Consider the following 14,475-nt stretch of genomic DNA (forward strand, 5'->3'; position numbering starts at 1 on the left):
GCTTCGCTACCGTCAGAAAACCATGCGTATCCTCGTCCCCGCCGCGCTCCTCCTGGCGCTCGCCGCCGGTTGCGCGAACAACACCGAGCCCCCTCTCTCGCCCGGCGACGCACCCTCGGCTACCGCGGCCACCTCGGCGACGGCCGCTCCCGGCGAGACCGTCCTCACCGGCACCGTCACCGCCGGTGTCGAGCCGAACTGCCTGCTCCTCAAGGACGGCACCGGCGATCACCTGCTGATCGTCAAGGACGAGAAGGCACGTGCCTCTCTCCAGGTCGGCACCGAGGTCACCGTGGCCGGCAAACCCGCCCCGGGCATGATGACCACCTGCATGCAGGGCGAGCCCTTCGAGGTCTCCTCGGTTCGGTAGCCGTCAGGTGGCGCACATCTGAATCAAGTACCTTGCCTGCATGACCATCGCGGTCGTCACCGACTCCACCGCGTACCTGCCGGCCGAGCTGAACGGCACGTATGACCTGACCATCGTGCCGCTCACCGTCGTGATCAACGGCTGGGACGGCCTGGAGGGCACCGAGGTCGCGCCGGCCGAGGTGGCCCGGGCGCTCACCGCGCGCCGGGCCGCCGTCAGCACCTCCCGGCCGGCGCCCGCACAGTTCGCCGCCGAGTACCGTCGCCTCCTCGACGCCGGCGCCGACGGCGTCGTCTCGGTGCACCTGTCCGCCAAGCTCTCCGGCACCTACGAGGCCGCGCGACTCGCGGCCGCCGAGGTCGGCCCCAGGGTCCGGGTCGTCGACAGCCGGACCGCGGCGATGGGCCTCGGCTTCCCGGCGCTCGCCGCCGCCGCTGCCGCCCGGGACGGCCACGACCTGGAGACGGTCACCGGCGCCGCGGTCGACCACGCGGCACGGGTCACCACGCTGTTCTACGTCGACACCCTCGAGTTCCTGCGCCGGGGCGGCCGGATCGGGGCGGCGTCGGCGCTGCTCGGCACCGCCCTCTCGGTCAAACCGATCCTGCACGTCGACGACGGCGCCGTCACGATCCGTGACAAGGTCCGGACGACGGGGCGTGCCCTCGCCCGGCTCGTCGATCTCGCCGTCGAGGCGGCGGGAGACGGGGAGGCCGACGTCGCCGTTCACCATCTCGGCACGCCGGACCGGGCGGAGATGCTGGTGGAGGCGTTGAGCGAGCGGCTCGGGGATCGCTTACGCGATTGCTATCTGACCGAGGTGGGTGCGGTGGTCGCGGCACACACGGGTCCGGGCCTGGCCGGCGTCGTCATTCACTCTCGTACGGGATGAGCGTCCGTCACCACCGCTCGTGCCCGGCCGGCTCCCCGGGCTGTCTCCGGCCACCACCCGGCCGGGGTCTCCGGCTTCACGGGGGCCAGGAGGTGGCGAGCCAGCGGGGTGGGGTGTGACCGGCCGGCGTCAGGTGCGGGAGAAGGTCGGGCCAGGCGACGGTCCGGTCGCCGACCTGGACCTCGTCGGCCTCGGGAAGCAGGGTGGGGGAGTCCTTCGGCCACAGGGCGCGGGTGCGCCAGCCCTCGGCGGTGGAGCCGAGCAGTTGCAGGGGCGCCGACGGGTGCTCGGGGTCGGCGGGCTGGACGTCGTACTCGCGCACGGCCAGAAGACGCTCGGCGCGCCGGACCGTCTGGTGCAGGCGGTGACCGGGCGGGGCGGTGTAGGGAACGGTGCAGCCGTCCGGGTCGCTGACGTAGGCCATCGGGGACAGCGGATGCGGTGACGTGACGAAGATCGCCTCCGCCTCGGCGAACAGGGCCACCAGGTGCGGGCTCTCCTCGGCGGTCACCAGGAGCGTGCCGCGTTCCGGGGCGAAGGCCACCGGAGTGCCGCCGACCTGGCCGGTCAGGCGGGTCAGCCAGCCGGGAAGGAGCAGATGGGACGTCCAGTACGCGTTGCCGTCGTCCACGAACCGCACCGTCACCGGGCCGGTGGCCGTGCCGTGCAGAACCGCCCCGGTGAGATTGGCACGGGCCCGGGCGAAGATCCGGTCGGCATCGGTCTTCCACGCGACGGACTGGGCCGGGGTCACGTACGTCATGGTGTCGGGTTGATCGACCACGACGAACTCGGACAGGAAAGGCAGCGCCGGGCGCCGCAACAGCGCGCCCGGCGCGGCGCCGCGCAGCACCGGGCGCAGCAGCGGGGCCGCATCCGTCCAGGCGGCGGGCACCCGCAGCAGGCCGGCGACGAACGAGCCGAGATCCTTGCGGCCGATCAGCGGGGTCAACGGCACGATGGTGGGCTCGCTGTCGCCGGGCGCGGTGAACCTGATCTCGAAGGCGCGGGAGTGGTACCGCGCTCCGGGTATGCCGGCACGGCGCAGCAGGCGGATCACCCGGCCGGCCAGCCGGGCGCGGGCGATCCTACGCAGCAGGCCCACGGCGTCCTTCTCGTCGTCAGAGGGTCATCAGGCAGGGCTTATGGGGTTGCGGCGCGCCAGGATCGCGCGGGCGTCGAGATCATCGTCGGTGGTGACGGTGGCCGTCAATCCGTTCCCGCGAACGGCCGCCGTGGCCGCCCCGGTCTGCGCCTCGGTGATCTCGGAGATCAGCAGGCCACCGGGGGCGAGCCAGGCGGCGGCCTCGGCGACGACCGCGCGGAAGACGGCGAGGCCGTCGTCACCACCGTCCAGTGCGGTACGCGGTTCGTGGTCACGGGCCTCCGCGGGCAGGAACGGGATGTGACGGGTGGCGACGTACGGGACGTTGGCCAGGAGAAGGTCGACACGGCCGCGCAGATCGACGGGGAGAGCCTGGAAGAGGTCGCCCCGGTGCACGTGGGCGCCGCCGGCCGCCAGGTTCCCGGTGGCGCAGGCCACGGCGGCCGGGTCCACGTCGGCGGCGTGCAGGGTGATGCCGGGGACACGATGGCGGACGGCCATGCCCAGGGCGCCGGAGCCGCAGCAGAGGTCGACCACGAGGGCATCCGGGGGGATCGCGGCGGCGCCGAGGCGTACCAGCAACTCACTGCGGACCCGGGGGACGAAGACGCCGGGGCGCAGGCGGACGCGTACCCCGCAGAAATCGGCGAAGCCGACGACCTGTTCCAAAGGCTCGCCGGAAGCGCGCCGGCCGACCATCGCGTCCAGATCGTCGCCGGAGGCGGCGGCCGAGGCGAGGACCTCCGCCTCCTCCTCGGCGAAGACACAGCCCGCGGCACGCAACCGGGCGGTGGCCCGGGCGAGCGTCTCTGAGGAGGTCACATGCAGTCCTTAGCACGAATCGGATATCCACAGTGCGGCGTCGTCCACAGGGCCACGGGCGGGGGAACGCGGAAGTTCCTACGGTCGGGCCGTGCGAGAGGCGAAGGATAGCGGTGACGTCGTCGGAGCGCGGCTGCGGGCGGTGCTCGACGCGGGGGCGGGTTCCCGCGCGGTTCCGGAGGAGGGGCCGCTCAGTTGGGCGGACATCATTCCGGCGTGGTCGTCGGAGGAGGATGATGTCTCCCCTTTAGGAGACGCTTCCCGTCCGGGGGATCCCGGAAGGGGGTCGCCGGGCGGCGGTTCCGCAGACTCTTCGGTTCCGGATGAGCCATCCTCCGCGGACCCGGATCCGTTCCCTGCTGACCCGGCGTCGTTTCCTGCGAGCCCGGGTCCGTTCCCCGCGGATCCGGCTTCTTCATCAGCGGTTCCGGCTTCGGGTGGGGTGAGGGCCTACCCGTGGGACGGGGCGGATTCCCTGCGGCGGTCCGTGCCGTCTCGGCGCGCTTCGCCGACTTCGCCGGTGGTGTCCGGACCACCGCGTCCGGCGCCGGTCTCCGCGCCGCCGGGGGATCCGGGCCTCGGTGGGGAAGGGGCCTTCGGCGGGGGACGACGGCAGTGGCTGCCGGCGTTCGATCCGGGGCGGCCCGGGGTCCGGGCGCTGGCGGCGGTGGCCGCGGTCGTCGTGCTCGGGGCGGCGTACTTCGCGTGGCAGTCGCGGCCGCGGCTCGACGAGGTCGTGTCGACGCCGGCCGGCTCGGTCACCGCGCAGGCGCCGGGCTCGGGGCCGGTCCGGGCGGCGCCGTCCGGTGAGGTGGTGGTCGCGGTCGGCGGGAAGGTGCTGCGGCCGGGGCTGGTACGGCTCAGCCCCGGAGCCCGGGTCGCCGACGCTCTGGTCGCGGCCGGCGGACCGCAGGCCGGGGTGGACGTGGCGATGCTCAACCTCGCGCGCAAGGTCGTCGACGGTGAGTTGATCATGGTGGGGGTCACTCCGCCGCCCGGCGCCGTCACCGGCGGCGGCGCCGCTCCCGCCAGCGGTTCCGCGCTCGTCGACCTCAACACGGCGACGCCGGCCCAGCTGGACGGACTGCCCGGGGTGGGGCCGGTGCTCGCCCAGCGGATCCTGGACGCGCGCGATGCCCAGGGCGGTTTCCGGGCGGTCAGCGATCTGCGCAAGGTGGACGGGATCGGGGAAGCCCGCTACGAGCAGCTCAAGGACCTGGTGACGGTCGGATGAGCGGGGCCGAGCGGATCCCGGATCTGCGGCTGGCGGGCTTCACGGTGGGTCTCTGGCTGGCCGCTCTGGGCACGCTTCATCTGTCCGCGGTGTGGGGCATCGCCGTCGGGGCCGCGGGGCTGGCCGTGGCCGCGGTGACCGCTGCGGCCGGCTTCGCCGGACGGGCGCCCGGCTCCCGCCGGGGCGGGACGGCCCGTGGCGGTGGGGAGGCGCGGGCGGCCGGCGAGGCCGGCTGGGGTGGGGCGGTCCGGTGGATCGTGGCCGCCGTGGCGCTCGGGGTGGGGTGCGGGGCGATCGCCACCGGGGCCCGGATGTCGGTGCGGGAGGCGCCGGTGCTGCGCGCGCTGGTGGAGAGCGGTGCGACCGTACGGGTCGAACTGGTCGTGCGGGACGACCCGCGGCCGCTGGCCCGTTCCGCCGGGCCGCCGACCTATCTGGTCGCCGTCGAACTGGAATCGGTCACGGCGGAGGACGCCGCGCCGATCCGGCTCACCGCGCGGGCGCTCGTGCTGGGCTCCGACCCCGGCTGGCGGGAGCTGCTGCCGGGCCAGCGGGCCACGGCGACCGGACGGCTGATGCCGCCCCGCCCCGGTGATCTGCGCGCCGCCGTGCTGTCGGCCCGTACCCCACCCCGGCTGGAGGGGCGGCCGTCCTGGGTGCAGCGCGGCGCCGGAGTGCTGCGGGCGGGACTCCAGCGAGCCTGTGAGCCGCTGCCGGACGACTCCGGTGGGCTGCTGCCGGGCCTGGTCGTCGGCGACACGAGCCGGCTCGACCCGGCGCTGGAGGCGGACTTCCGTACCACCGGAATGACACATCTGACCGCGGTCTCTGGAACGAATGTCGCGATCGTCCTGGGTCTCGTGCTGTTCGTGGTGCGGCGGACCCGGGCCGGGCCGTTGCTGTGCGCGGTGCTGTGCGCGATCGCGCTGGCCGGCTTCGTCATCCTGGCCCGCCCGTCGCCCAGTGTGATCCGGGCGGCGGCGATGGGCGCGATCGGCCTGCTCGGCCTGGCCGCCGGCCGGCCCCGGGCGGCGGTGCCGGCGCTGGCCGCGGGCGCGGCGGTCCTGCTGATCGCCGATCCGGAGCTCGCGGCGGATCCCGGGTTCGCGCTGTCGGTGCTGGCCACGGCCGGTCTGCTGCTGATCGCGCCGGTGTGGCGGGACGGGCTGCAACGGCGTGGCTGGCCGGGCTGGGTGGCGGAGGCCCTCGCCGTTCCGGCGGCGGCCCAGGTCGCCTGCGGGCCGGTGGTCGCCGCCATCTCGGCGACCGTCAGCCTCGTCGCGGTGCCGGCCAACCTGCTGGCGGTGCCCGCGATCGCGCCGGCCACCCTGTTCGGTGTGGCGGCGGCGGTGCTGTCACCGGTGTGGCCGGCCGGAGCCGAGTTCGCGGCCTGGATCGGGCACTGGCCCACCGAGTGGCTGGTGCTGGTGGCCCGTACCGGCGCGCGGATCCCGGCCGGGGCGCTGCCGTGGCCGGGCGGCGCGGTGGGCGGGGTGCTGCTCGCCGTGCTGACGGTGGCGTTCCTGGTCGCGGCACGACGGGAGCCGGTCCGGCGGCTGGCGACCGTGGTCGCGCTCGGCGCCGTCCTCGGCGCCCTGCCGGTGCGGCTGCTCGCGTCCGGGTGGCCGCCGCCGGGATGGCTCGTGGTGGCGTGCGCGGTGGGACAGGGCGACGCGGTGGTGCTCCCCGCCGGGTCCGGCCGGGCCGTGGTGGTCGACGCCGGGCCGGAACCGGACGCGGTCGACCGGTGTCTGCGCCGGCTCGGCATCCGGCACGTGGTGGTGCTGGTGGTCAGCCACTTCCACGCCGACCACGTCGGCGGGGTGGCCGGAGTGTTCCGGGACCGGGAGGTGGACGCGGTGATCGGGCCCGACTGGCCGGAGCCGGCGGCCGGCCGGGCGTCCGTGGCGGAGTCCGCGGCCGGGGCCGGGATCGCGGTGCAGGCGGCCGGGGCGGGGTGGGCGTACACGGCGGGGGGTCTGCGTCTGGAGGTGATCGGGCCGCTGTCGCCGATGCGCGGCACCAACTCGGATCCGAACAACAACTCGCTGATCCTGCGGGCCGTCCTCGGCGGGCGGTCCGTGCTGCTGCTCGGTGACGCGGAGACCGAGGAACAGGAGGATCTCGTCGCCGGCATCGGGGCGGCGGGGCTGCGGGCGGACGTGCTGAAGGTCGCGCACCACGGCAGCGCCCTGCAGTCACCGGCGCTGGTGGAGGCGGTGGATCCCACGGTGGCGCTGGTATCGGTCGGCCGGGACAACGATTACGGCCATCCGAACGCGGTGCTGCTCGGATGGATCGCTCAGGGCGGGGCGCGGATCCTTCGTACCGATGAATCGGGTGATGTGGCAGCGGTAGCGGTGGACGGAGGTCTGGCCGTCGCGGCCCGCGGGGACCCGCCGCAGTAGAGCGGGCCGATCAGTACCGGACGGGAGGGCATGGGCCGACACGCCCGGGTGCGGAAGGCGGCGACCGGATTTTACTCGCCATAAACCTCTATGTCAGGCGAATCGTGCGAATCACCCGTGCGGTGCATCGGGCCTGTGCACGCGACTGTACGGCGGGTCCGGGATAACCGAGTGCCGATATGTCTGGTTTCGCATTCGGTGATCGGCGTCCTGCGCTAACGAGTGAGGCTCACGGAACTGTCGGTGCCGCGTGCGACGATGTTGCACGTGAATGCCGTGCCACCGCCCGCGTTGCTGCTCGTCCAAGGCGACGAGGAGCTTCTCGCCGCCCGTGCCGTCGCCGAGGCGGTCGAAGCGGCGCGGACTGCCGACCCCGGCGCGGACGTCCGGGAATACGAGGCGGCGGCCCTGGTCGCCGGCGAGGTCGCCGAGATGCTCAGCCCGTCGCTGTTCGGCGGACGCCGCGTCCTGGTGATCCGCAGTGGTCAGGACGCACGGAAAGACCTCACCACCGCCCTGCTGGCCTATGCGAAGAGCCCCGACCCCGACGTCACGCTCATCGTCACCCACGTGGGCGGGGCCAAGGGCAAGGCGTTCGCCGACGGGCTGCGGGCGGCCGGCGCCACCGTCGTCCCGGCGATGAAGCTGAAGAAGGACGCCGAGCGGATCGCGTTCGTGCGCAACGAGTTCCGACGCAACGGCGTCCGGTGTGACGACTCCGCCGCGTCCGCGCTGCTCCAGGCGGTCGGCAACGACCTGCGGGAGATCGCCGCCGCCTGCTCCCAGTTGCTCGCCGACACCGACGGCAAGATCACCGAGGCCGTGGTCGCCCGCTATTACAAGGGCCGCGCCGAGGTCACCGGCTTCGCGGTGGCGGACGCCGCGATGGTCGGCGACGTGCCCGGCGCGCTCGAGGCGCTGCGCTGGGCCCTGCACGTCGGTGTCGACCCGGTGCCGATCGCCGACGCGCTCGCCGACGGGATCCGCACCGTGGCACGGGTCGCCTCCGCCGGCCGCGGTAACCCGTACCAGCTGGCCAGTACCCTCGGCATGCCCGCCTGGAAGATCGAGAAGGCCCAGGGCCGCAGCCGTGGCTGGACCCCGGAGGGCCTGGCCGACGCGATGCGCGCCGCCGCCGACTGCAACGCCGCGGTCAAGGGCGGCGCCGAGGACCGTGGCTTCGCCCTCGAGCGGACGGTCTTCGCCATCGCGACCGCCCGCCGGGACGGAGGCGCCCGATGACCCGCGAGATCCGTTCCCGCCGTGCCGAGCCGGCCGACCGGCCGCTCTATTCCCGGGCGCTGCGGCTGCGTCATCTCGCGCCGAGCGGCCTGCTCTGCTTCGTCTTCCTGGAGGGCGCGGTCGTCCTCGGTCTCCTGCTGGCCCTCGCCGAGCTGGTCAGCTGGTGGGGCGTGCTGGTCCTGCCGGTCACGGTCGCCCTGATGGTCAAGTTCAACGACCTGGTCGCCGGGGCGCTCACCCCGCGCCCGGTCGCCCGCGAGACCAGCGCGGAGCGCCCCACCGTGCTGCGCCCGGCAGCGATGCCCGCTCCCGGCGTGTCACAACCCTTCGAGGGGTACGCGCATCGCGCCCCCACCATCGACACCTCCGGACCGGTCCCGCCCGGGGTCCCGGGCGCCGGGCAGTCCCTGTCCGGGCAGACCGGCGCCACCCCGCAACGGGCCGGTGACTTCCGGGTCGCCGTCTCCGCGGCTCCGGCCGCCTTCTCCGGCCCGGCCGGCACGTCGCCCTTCGAGCGGGACCGGCGTTTCGGCCCGGATGTCGCGCCGCTCACCGGCCAGCCCGGCGTCCCGTCCCGAGGCGCCGTCCGGGCAGGCGGATTCGCGCCGGTCGTCGCGCACGAGCCGGCCGCCCTCGGTTACGGGCACACGGCTTCTCCCGGCACTCTGCCCGACGGCTACCAGCCCGACCTCGCCCGTGACGATCAGGCCGGTCTCGCCGGTTCTCACCAGTCCGACCTCGCCGGTGACTGTCGATCCGGCCTCGGCAGTGCTTACCGGTCCGACCTCGCCGGTGGTCACCAGTCCGGCCACGATCATCAGGACGACCTCGGGAGTGGCTATCAGTCCGGCCTTGCCGGAGGTCACCTCTCCGGCGGATTCGGGGCGACGCCCGCGCCCGGATATCCGACCGTGTACGCCAGCTCCTCAGCGGCGACCGCGCAGTCCTACGCCGAGGAGAGCGGTGCCACCGCAGCGACCGGCGGCTACTCCTACGTCGCGAGCAACATGGCCAGCGAGCACGCCTACACCGGCGGCGGCACGGTCGGCAGCCACTTCAACGCCGAGAACAGCAGTCGGCCCTTCGCCGAGGGGGTCGCTGACGGGCATCCCTACGCTGACGGCGAGGTGGCCGGCGGCGGTTTCCATGGTGGAGGCGGATCAGCCGGCGGCCGTTCCTACCCGGAGGGCGCGGCGGCCGGCGGGCATGCCTACGCCGGAACCGAGGTGGCCGGCGGGCGTCCTCATCCGGAGGGCGAGGCAGCGGAGAGCCACCCGTACTCCGACGGTGACGTGACCGGCGGGCATCTCTACGAGGACCAGGCGAGGAACGCCGACGTGGCCGCCGCCCGATTCCAGGCGCGCTCGCCCGGGAATCCCACGGCGCCCGACGAGTCCCGGCCCGCCGACAACAGTGCCCCCAGCCGCCGCCCGTGGGCCGACCAGTTGGACGTGCGCGAGCAGATTGCTCGTCAGGCCGCTGCACGCCGCTACGAGTAGGCACGGCCGGCTACCGCCACCGCCCTGACCCTGCCGTGTGGTCACCGCGTTCCCGCGGATGTACGGTTCTCGGCCCGCTGCTCACGTCCGGCCGGTGCCCTCCACGTCTCGCACGTCACGTGCGAGATGGGAGCGAACCGGTGGGTCTTGTCCCCGGTTCGCCAGGCATTCTCCGTCACGTCCTCAGCAGGAGGGCTCGTCCCCGGGGCGCCGTGCGGCGATCTTGATCGATTCACCCGTTTTTCGAGTCTTCTGCTCGGTTGCCGAGGCGCGGCGGACGTCCCGCCGTCCCGCGGCCCGATCTTGGACGATAGACCACCGGAATCGATGACGAATCGTCCAAGATCGCGGCGCAAGGTCGATAAACGCCAGTCCGGCGAGACGGCGAGACGGCGAGACGGCGAGACGGCGAGACGGCGAGACGAAACCAAGATGAGCACGAGCACGAGCACGAGCACGAGCACGAGCACGAGCACGAGCGCAGGTACGGGTGCGGGCAGGAGTCCCGGCGGTCGCGGGAGGAGGAGCCGTCAGCACGGCGCGAAACGGCTCTGGGTGGCCGCGCGTGGAGGGGCGGGCCGGCCGGGGTGAGCGCGGGGTGCGTACCGAGGGGGAAATGCGACCGGGCACCGCTGCGGACCGTGAGGTCCGACGGTGCCCGGGGTCGTCCATGCCTGCCCGCCTGAAAGCGGGCGCAGATCGCCGGCCGCATCCGTGCGGCCGCCGATCTCATTGATCGGTGAGGATCAGGCGGACAGCGCGGCGATCTTCTTGGCGATGGCCGACTTGCGGTTGGCCGCCTGGTTCTTGTGAATGACGCCCTTGCTGACAGCCTTGTCCAGCTGACGCGAGGCGTCACGCAGCAGCGCGGTAGCCGTCTCGACGTTGCCCGAGTCGCCTGCCTCGTGCAGCTTGCGGATCACGGTCTTCAGGGAAGACTTGACCGACTTGTTGCGCAGACGGGCCTTCTCGTTCTGCCGGTTGCGCTTGATCTGGGACTTGATGTTCGCCACGCGACAGCCTTGTCCTGACTAGTTCGGAAAAATGGTCTCAACGAATGGTCACCGCGATCGGCTCACCCGGCGAGGCCGGCACAGGAGACGACAGCGTGTCACCACACGCGAGGAACCAGGTTACCAGCATGCCTCCGAGCCGCCAAAATGGCTCCGGTCCAGGGCCTTCGTGAGCGCTGCCGATGATCGGGAACCGTCACCGGCGGAGCCAGCCGCGCTTCTTCGGGGCGGTGGCCCAGCCGCGGCGTTCGGTCAGCCAGGCGAGGGCTTGTTCGCCGCTGAACCGCTGGTGCTGACGGCTGTGCGGCGACGCGCTGCCCGGCCCGTCGCCGGCCCGGACCAGCCAGTACCCGGAGAGTGCCGCCAGCGCGCCGTCCACGCCTTCGTCCGGGGCGCCCCATGCCCGCAGCACCGAGTCGGTGTCCAGGCCGCTGGCGTAAGCGCTGACCAGCAGGGTGACCGTGTCGAACCAGGGTGCGCCCAGGCACGGCCAGGTCCAGTCGCAGAGCCAGGCGCGGCCGCCGGTGTCGATCAGCACGTTGTCGACCCGCAGGTCGCCGTGCGCCATGCCGTCGCCGGCGGCCAGTTCCGGCAGGGCGCCTTCCAGCTCGGCGAGTTCGGGCAGGCGCTGCGGCGCGATCGTCTCCCGGGCCGGTTCGGGCATCGGCTCCCGGCGCCCGGCGATCAGCGACCACCAGGACATCTCGGTACGCAGGATCTCCGGAAGGGTGGGCAGCCCGATGCCGAGCAGCGAGGGCGCCGGGTAGGCGAGCGCGGTGGCGGCGACCGTCCAGGTGCGCAGGGTGGCGTCCAGGTCGGCCTGGGACCAGGGCAGCGCCGGGATTCGGCCGTCGACCGCGTCCAGGCACAGCACGAACCAGCCGGAGGCGGTCATGGTCCAGCGCGGCCGGGCGGCGGTCACCTCGGGTGGGAGGGCGGCGGTGACGGCGGCCTCCCGGGCGTACCACTGCGAGGCCGGGTCGCTGAGCGGCGCCGCTTTGACGAATACGCGGTCCCCGCTCCCGGTCTCCAGCACGGCCGCGAACGCGCGGGTGAAACCGCCGCCGGCGCTGCGCGCGGCGGACACCGGTGAGCCGAGGCGCGCGGTGATCGCCTCCCGCACGGTCTCCGGCAGATCGGCCCACGGGGGACGTACGGCGGTCGCGTCGTACGGAACCTCGGGCAGGGTGATCGGCCGCATGCCCCCATCCTGCCGCCGTCGTACCCGCCCCGCCCCGGCAGGTGTGCCTCGGGAAAGTGTCGTACCGCCCTGGCAGGATCACGGCATGCGAACCGACGATTTCTGGGCGGTCATCGACCGTGCCACCGCCGACCGGCCGGCCTCGCCCGCCGAGGTGGCCGAGCGTGCCGTCGCCGAGCTGGCCGCGCGCGATCCGGAGGAGATCGTGGCCTGGGGCCGCCATCTGGAAAAGGTCATGGTGGCCTCGGGCACGGAGGATCTCTGGGCCGCCGCTTATCTGATCAACAGTGGGGTCGACGGTGAGGGCTTCGACGCGTTCCGGGGCTGGCTGATCGCCCACGGGCGTAAAGCGGTGGCCGCCGCCGTGCAGTCGCCCGACGTGCTGGCCAACGTGGTGGCGATCAAATCGGCCGCCGACACCGGCGCGGTGTTCGGGGCGGAGGAGGTGCTCGGCATCGCGGCCCGGGCCTATGAGCAGGCCACCGGGGAGCCGCTGCCGTCCGGGGAGCGGCCACGCACCCGCCCGGAGGCCGGTGATCTGTGGGATTTCGACGACGAGGACGAGATGCGCCGCCGTCTGCCGAAACTGTCCACCCTGTTCCTCGAGCCGCCGGGCTGAGCCGGAGCGTCCGGTTCGCGCGGGGCGCTCGCTTCGCGCGGGGGCGCCCGCGGGCTTCCGGCGGGCCGCTCGAACGGGTGTGATCGGACCTGCCGGGCCGGGCGTGGGACGATAGGGAGCGCCGGTGGGGACCGCCGGCTCGCCACCAGCGGTGAGAAGACCAGCCCGAGAAGAACGGAAGACCGTGCCCGGACCGCTCGACCCCGGCGTGAACGTGATCGGATCGACCGATCCCAGCCGCATCCGCAACTTCTGCATCATCGCGCACATCGACCACGGCAAGTCGACGCTGGCCGACCGGATGCTGCAGATCACCGGGGTGGTCGACCCGCGTCAGATGCGCGCACAGTACCTCGACCGGATGGACATCGAACGCGAGCGCGGCATCACCATCAAGTCGCAGGCCGTGCGCATGCCCTGGACGATCCGTGAGGGTGACCGGCAGGGTGAGACCGCCGTCCTCAACATGATCGACACTCCGGGGCACGTCGACTTCACCTACGAGGTGTCCCGCAGCCTGGCGGCCTGTGAGGGCGCCGTGCTGCTGGTCGACGCCGCGCAGGGCATCGAGGCGCAGACCCTCGCCAACCTGTACCTGGCGATGGAGAACGACCTGCACATCGTCCCGGTGCTCAACAAGATCGACCTGCCGGCCGCGCAGCCGGAGAAGTACGCCGAGGAGCTGGCCAAGCTGATCGGCTGCGAGCCCACCGACGTGTTGCGGGTCTCCGGCAAGACCGGTGTCGGCGTGGGTCATCTGCTCGACGAGATCGTCCGGCAGTTCAAGGCGCCGGTCGGTGACGCGGCGGCCCCGGCCCGGGCGATGATCTTCGACTCGGTCTACGACGTGTACCGCGGTGTCGTCACCTATGTCCGGGTGATCGACGGCCGGATCGAGGCCCGTGACCGGATCAAGATGATGTCCACCGGCGCCGTGCACGAGCTTCTCGAGATCGGGGTGGTCTCGCCCGAGATGGAGAAGGCGGGCGCGCTCGGCGTCGGTGAAGTCGGTTACCTGATCACCGGTGTGAAGGACGTCCGTCAGTCGAAGGTGGGCGACACCGTCACCGGCAACAACCGGCCGGCGAAGGAGGCTCTCGGCGGCTACAAGGACCCGAAGCCGATGGTCTACTCGGGTCTCTACCCGATCGACGGCTCGGACTATCCGGCGCTGCGTGACGCGCTCGACAAGCTGAAACTCAACGACGCGGCGCTCACCTACGAGCCGGAGACGTCGGCGGCGCTCGGCTTCGGGTTCCGCGTCGGCTACCTGGGCCTGCTGCACCTGGAGATCATCGGCGAGCGGCTGGAGCGCGAGTTCGGGCTCGACCTGATCTCCACCGCGCCGAACGTGGTCTATCAGGTGTTCACCGAGGACGGGAAGGACTCGGTGGTCACCAACCCGAGCGAGTTCCCGACCGGCAAGATCGCCGAGATCCACGAGCCTGTGGTGAGGGCCACAGTCCTGGTGCCGAACGAGTATGTGGGCGCCGTCATGGAGCTGTGCCAGAGCCGCCGCGGCAGCCTGCTCGGCATGGAGTACCTGTCCTCCGAACGGGTGGAGCTTCGCTACACCCTGCCCCTCGCCGAGATCATCTTCGACTTCTTCGACCAGCTCAAGAGCAAGACCAAGGGGTACGCGTCCCTCGACTACGAGCCCTCCGGCGAGCAGGCCGCCGATCTGGTGAAGGTCGACATCCTGCTGCACGGCGAGCCGGTCGATGCCTTCAGTGCCATCGTGCACAAGGACAAGGCGTACACCTATGGCACCTCCATCGCCGCCAAGCTGCAGAAACTCATCCCGCGGCAGCAGTTCGAGGTGCCGATCCAGGCGGCCATCGGCAGCCGGATCATCGCCCGCGAGACCATCCGCGCGATCCGCAAGGACGTGCTCGCCAAGTGCTACGGCGGTGACATCAGCCGGAAGCGCAAGCTGCTCGAGAAGCAGAAGGAAGGCAAGAAGCGGATGAAGATGGTGGGCCGCGTGGAGGTGCCGCAGGAGGCCTTCATCGCCGCTCTGTCGACGTCCGATAGCACTGACACCAAGGGGACGACAAAAAAATAGGGCGG

General features: G+C 72.6%; 11 protein-coding genes and 1 pseudogene. 8 read left to right on the forward strand and 4 right to left on the reverse strand.

Going from position 1 to position 14,475, the window contains the following annotated elements; genetic code table 11:
- Nucleotides 1-22: 22 nt before the first annotated feature.
- On the forward strand, nt 23-370 hold the full coding sequence (locus Aut01nite_RS38195; RefSeq protein ID WP_043526275.1) for a hypothetical protein: 348 nt from the start codon (nt 23-25) through the stop codon (nt 368-370).
- 40 nt (nt 371-410) lie between these two features.
- Nucleotides 411-1,262, forward strand: coding sequence for a DegV family protein (locus Aut01nite_RS38200; RefSeq protein WP_043526273.1), 852 nt, complete (start codon nt 411-413; stop codon nt 1,260-1,262).
- Nucleotides 1,263-1,338: 76 nt separating this feature from the next.
- Here Aut01nite_RS38200 and Aut01nite_RS38205 read toward each other — a convergent pair whose 3' ends face one another.
- Nucleotides 1,339-2,367, reverse strand: coding sequence for a hypothetical protein (locus Aut01nite_RS38205; protein ID WP_043526271.1), 1,029 nt, complete (start codon nt 2,365-2,367; stop codon nt 1,339-1,341).
- A gap of 27 nt (nt 2,368-2,394) precedes the next feature.
- The gene (locus Aut01nite_RS38210; RefSeq protein WP_043526269.1) at nt 2,395-3,189 is read right to left on the reverse strand and encodes a putative protein N(5)-glutamine methyltransferase; all 795 of its coding nucleotides are present in this window, start codon (nt 3,187-3,189) and stop codon (nt 2,395-2,397) included.
- Nucleotides 3,190-3,631: 442 nt separating this feature from the next.
- On the opposite strand from Aut01nite_RS38210, the gene Aut01nite_RS38215 reads away from it, so the two are divergent.
- The 4 genes and pseudogenes from Aut01nite_RS38215 to Aut01nite_RS45095 all read left to right on the forward strand — a co-directional run.
- Nucleotides 3,632-4,423, forward strand: coding sequence for a ComEA family DNA-binding protein (locus Aut01nite_RS38215; protein ID WP_083999149.1), 792 nt, complete (start codon nt 3,632-3,634; stop codon nt 4,421-4,423).
- Nucleotides 4,420-6,831: a ComEC/Rec2 family competence protein gene (locus Aut01nite_RS38220; RefSeq protein ID WP_083999147.1), complete on the forward strand. Its 2,412-nt coding sequence runs from the start codon at nt 4,420-4,422 to the stop codon at nt 6,829-6,831. The genes Aut01nite_RS38215 and Aut01nite_RS38220 overlap by 4 nt, the downstream gene beginning before the upstream one ends.
- Before the next feature lie 258 nt (nt 6,832-7,089).
- Nucleotides 7,090-8,073, forward strand: a complete 984-nt coding sequence (gene holA, locus Aut01nite_RS38225; protein WP_043526268.1) for a DNA polymerase III subunit delta — start codon at nt 7,090-7,092, stop codon at nt 8,071-8,073.
- Nucleotides 8,070-8,310: pseudogene (locus Aut01nite_RS45095) on the forward strand (hypothetical protein); the annotation flags it as partial. The gene holA and the pseudogene Aut01nite_RS45095, both read left to right, overlap by 4 nt.
- Nucleotides 8,311-10,318: 2,008 nt before the next feature.
- Here Aut01nite_RS45095 and rpsT read toward each other — a convergent pair.
- Both rpsT and Aut01nite_RS38240 read right to left on the reverse strand, forming a co-directional pair.
- Entirely contained in the window at nt 10,319-10,585 is a 267-nt protein-coding gene (gene rpsT / locus Aut01nite_RS38235) for a 30S ribosomal protein S20 (protein ID WP_043526266.1), read from the reverse strand.
- Nucleotides 10,586-10,781: 196 nt separating this feature from the next.
- Entirely contained in the window at nt 10,782-11,786 is a 1,005-nt protein-coding gene (locus Aut01nite_RS38240) for a phosphotransferase family protein (RefSeq protein ID WP_043526265.1), read from the reverse strand.
- Between the two features lie 85 nt (nt 11,787-11,871).
- Here Aut01nite_RS38240 and Aut01nite_RS38245 point away from each other — a divergent pair, with 85 nt between their 5' ends.
- Complete coding sequence (locus Aut01nite_RS38245) at nt 11,872-12,405, forward strand: DUF4240 domain-containing protein (RefSeq protein WP_043526263.1); 534 nt, start codon at nt 11,872-11,874, stop codon at nt 12,403-12,405.
- A gap of 184 nt (nt 12,406-12,589) precedes the next feature.
- Nucleotides 12,590-14,470 carry a translation elongation factor 4 gene (lepA, locus tag Aut01nite_RS38250; protein WP_204037896.1) on the forward strand — a complete coding sequence of 627 codons (1,881 nt, stop codon included), beginning with the start codon at nt 12,590-12,592 and terminating at the stop codon, nt 14,468-14,470.
- Nucleotides 14,471-14,475 lie beyond the last annotated feature (5 nt).

This window comes from Actinoplanes utahensis, from assembly GCF_016862455.1.
Classification (GTDB): domain Bacteria; phylum Actinomycetota; class Actinomycetes; order Mycobacteriales; family Micromonosporaceae; genus Actinoplanes; species Actinoplanes utahensis.

What these genes read in the sequence shown, in the direction of transcription:
- Aut01nite_RS38195 (WP_043526275.1), top strand. Translation starts at nt 23, where the DNA reads ATGCGTATCCTCGTCCCCGCCGCGCTCCTCCTGGCGCTCGCCGCCGGT.
- Aut01nite_RS38200 (WP_043526273.1), top strand. Translation starts at nt 411, where the DNA reads ATGACCATCGCGGTCGTCACCGACTCCACCGCGTACCTGCCGGCCGAG.
- Aut01nite_RS38220 (WP_083999147.1), top strand. Translation starts at nt 4,420, where the DNA reads ATGAGCGGGGCCGAGCGGATCCCGGATCTGCGGCTGGCGGGCTTCACG.
- holA (WP_043526268.1), top strand. Translation starts at nt 7,090, where the DNA reads ATGTTGCACGTGAATGCCGTGCCACCGCCCGCGTTGCTGCTCGTCCAA.
- Aut01nite_RS38240 (WP_043526265.1), bottom strand. Translation starts at nt 11,786, where the DNA reads ATGCGGCCGATCACCCTGCCCGAGGTTCCGTACGACGCGACCGCCGTA.
- Aut01nite_RS38245 (WP_043526263.1), top strand. Translation starts at nt 11,872, where the DNA reads ATGCGAACCGACGATTTCTGGGCGGTCATCGACCGTGCCACCGCCGAC.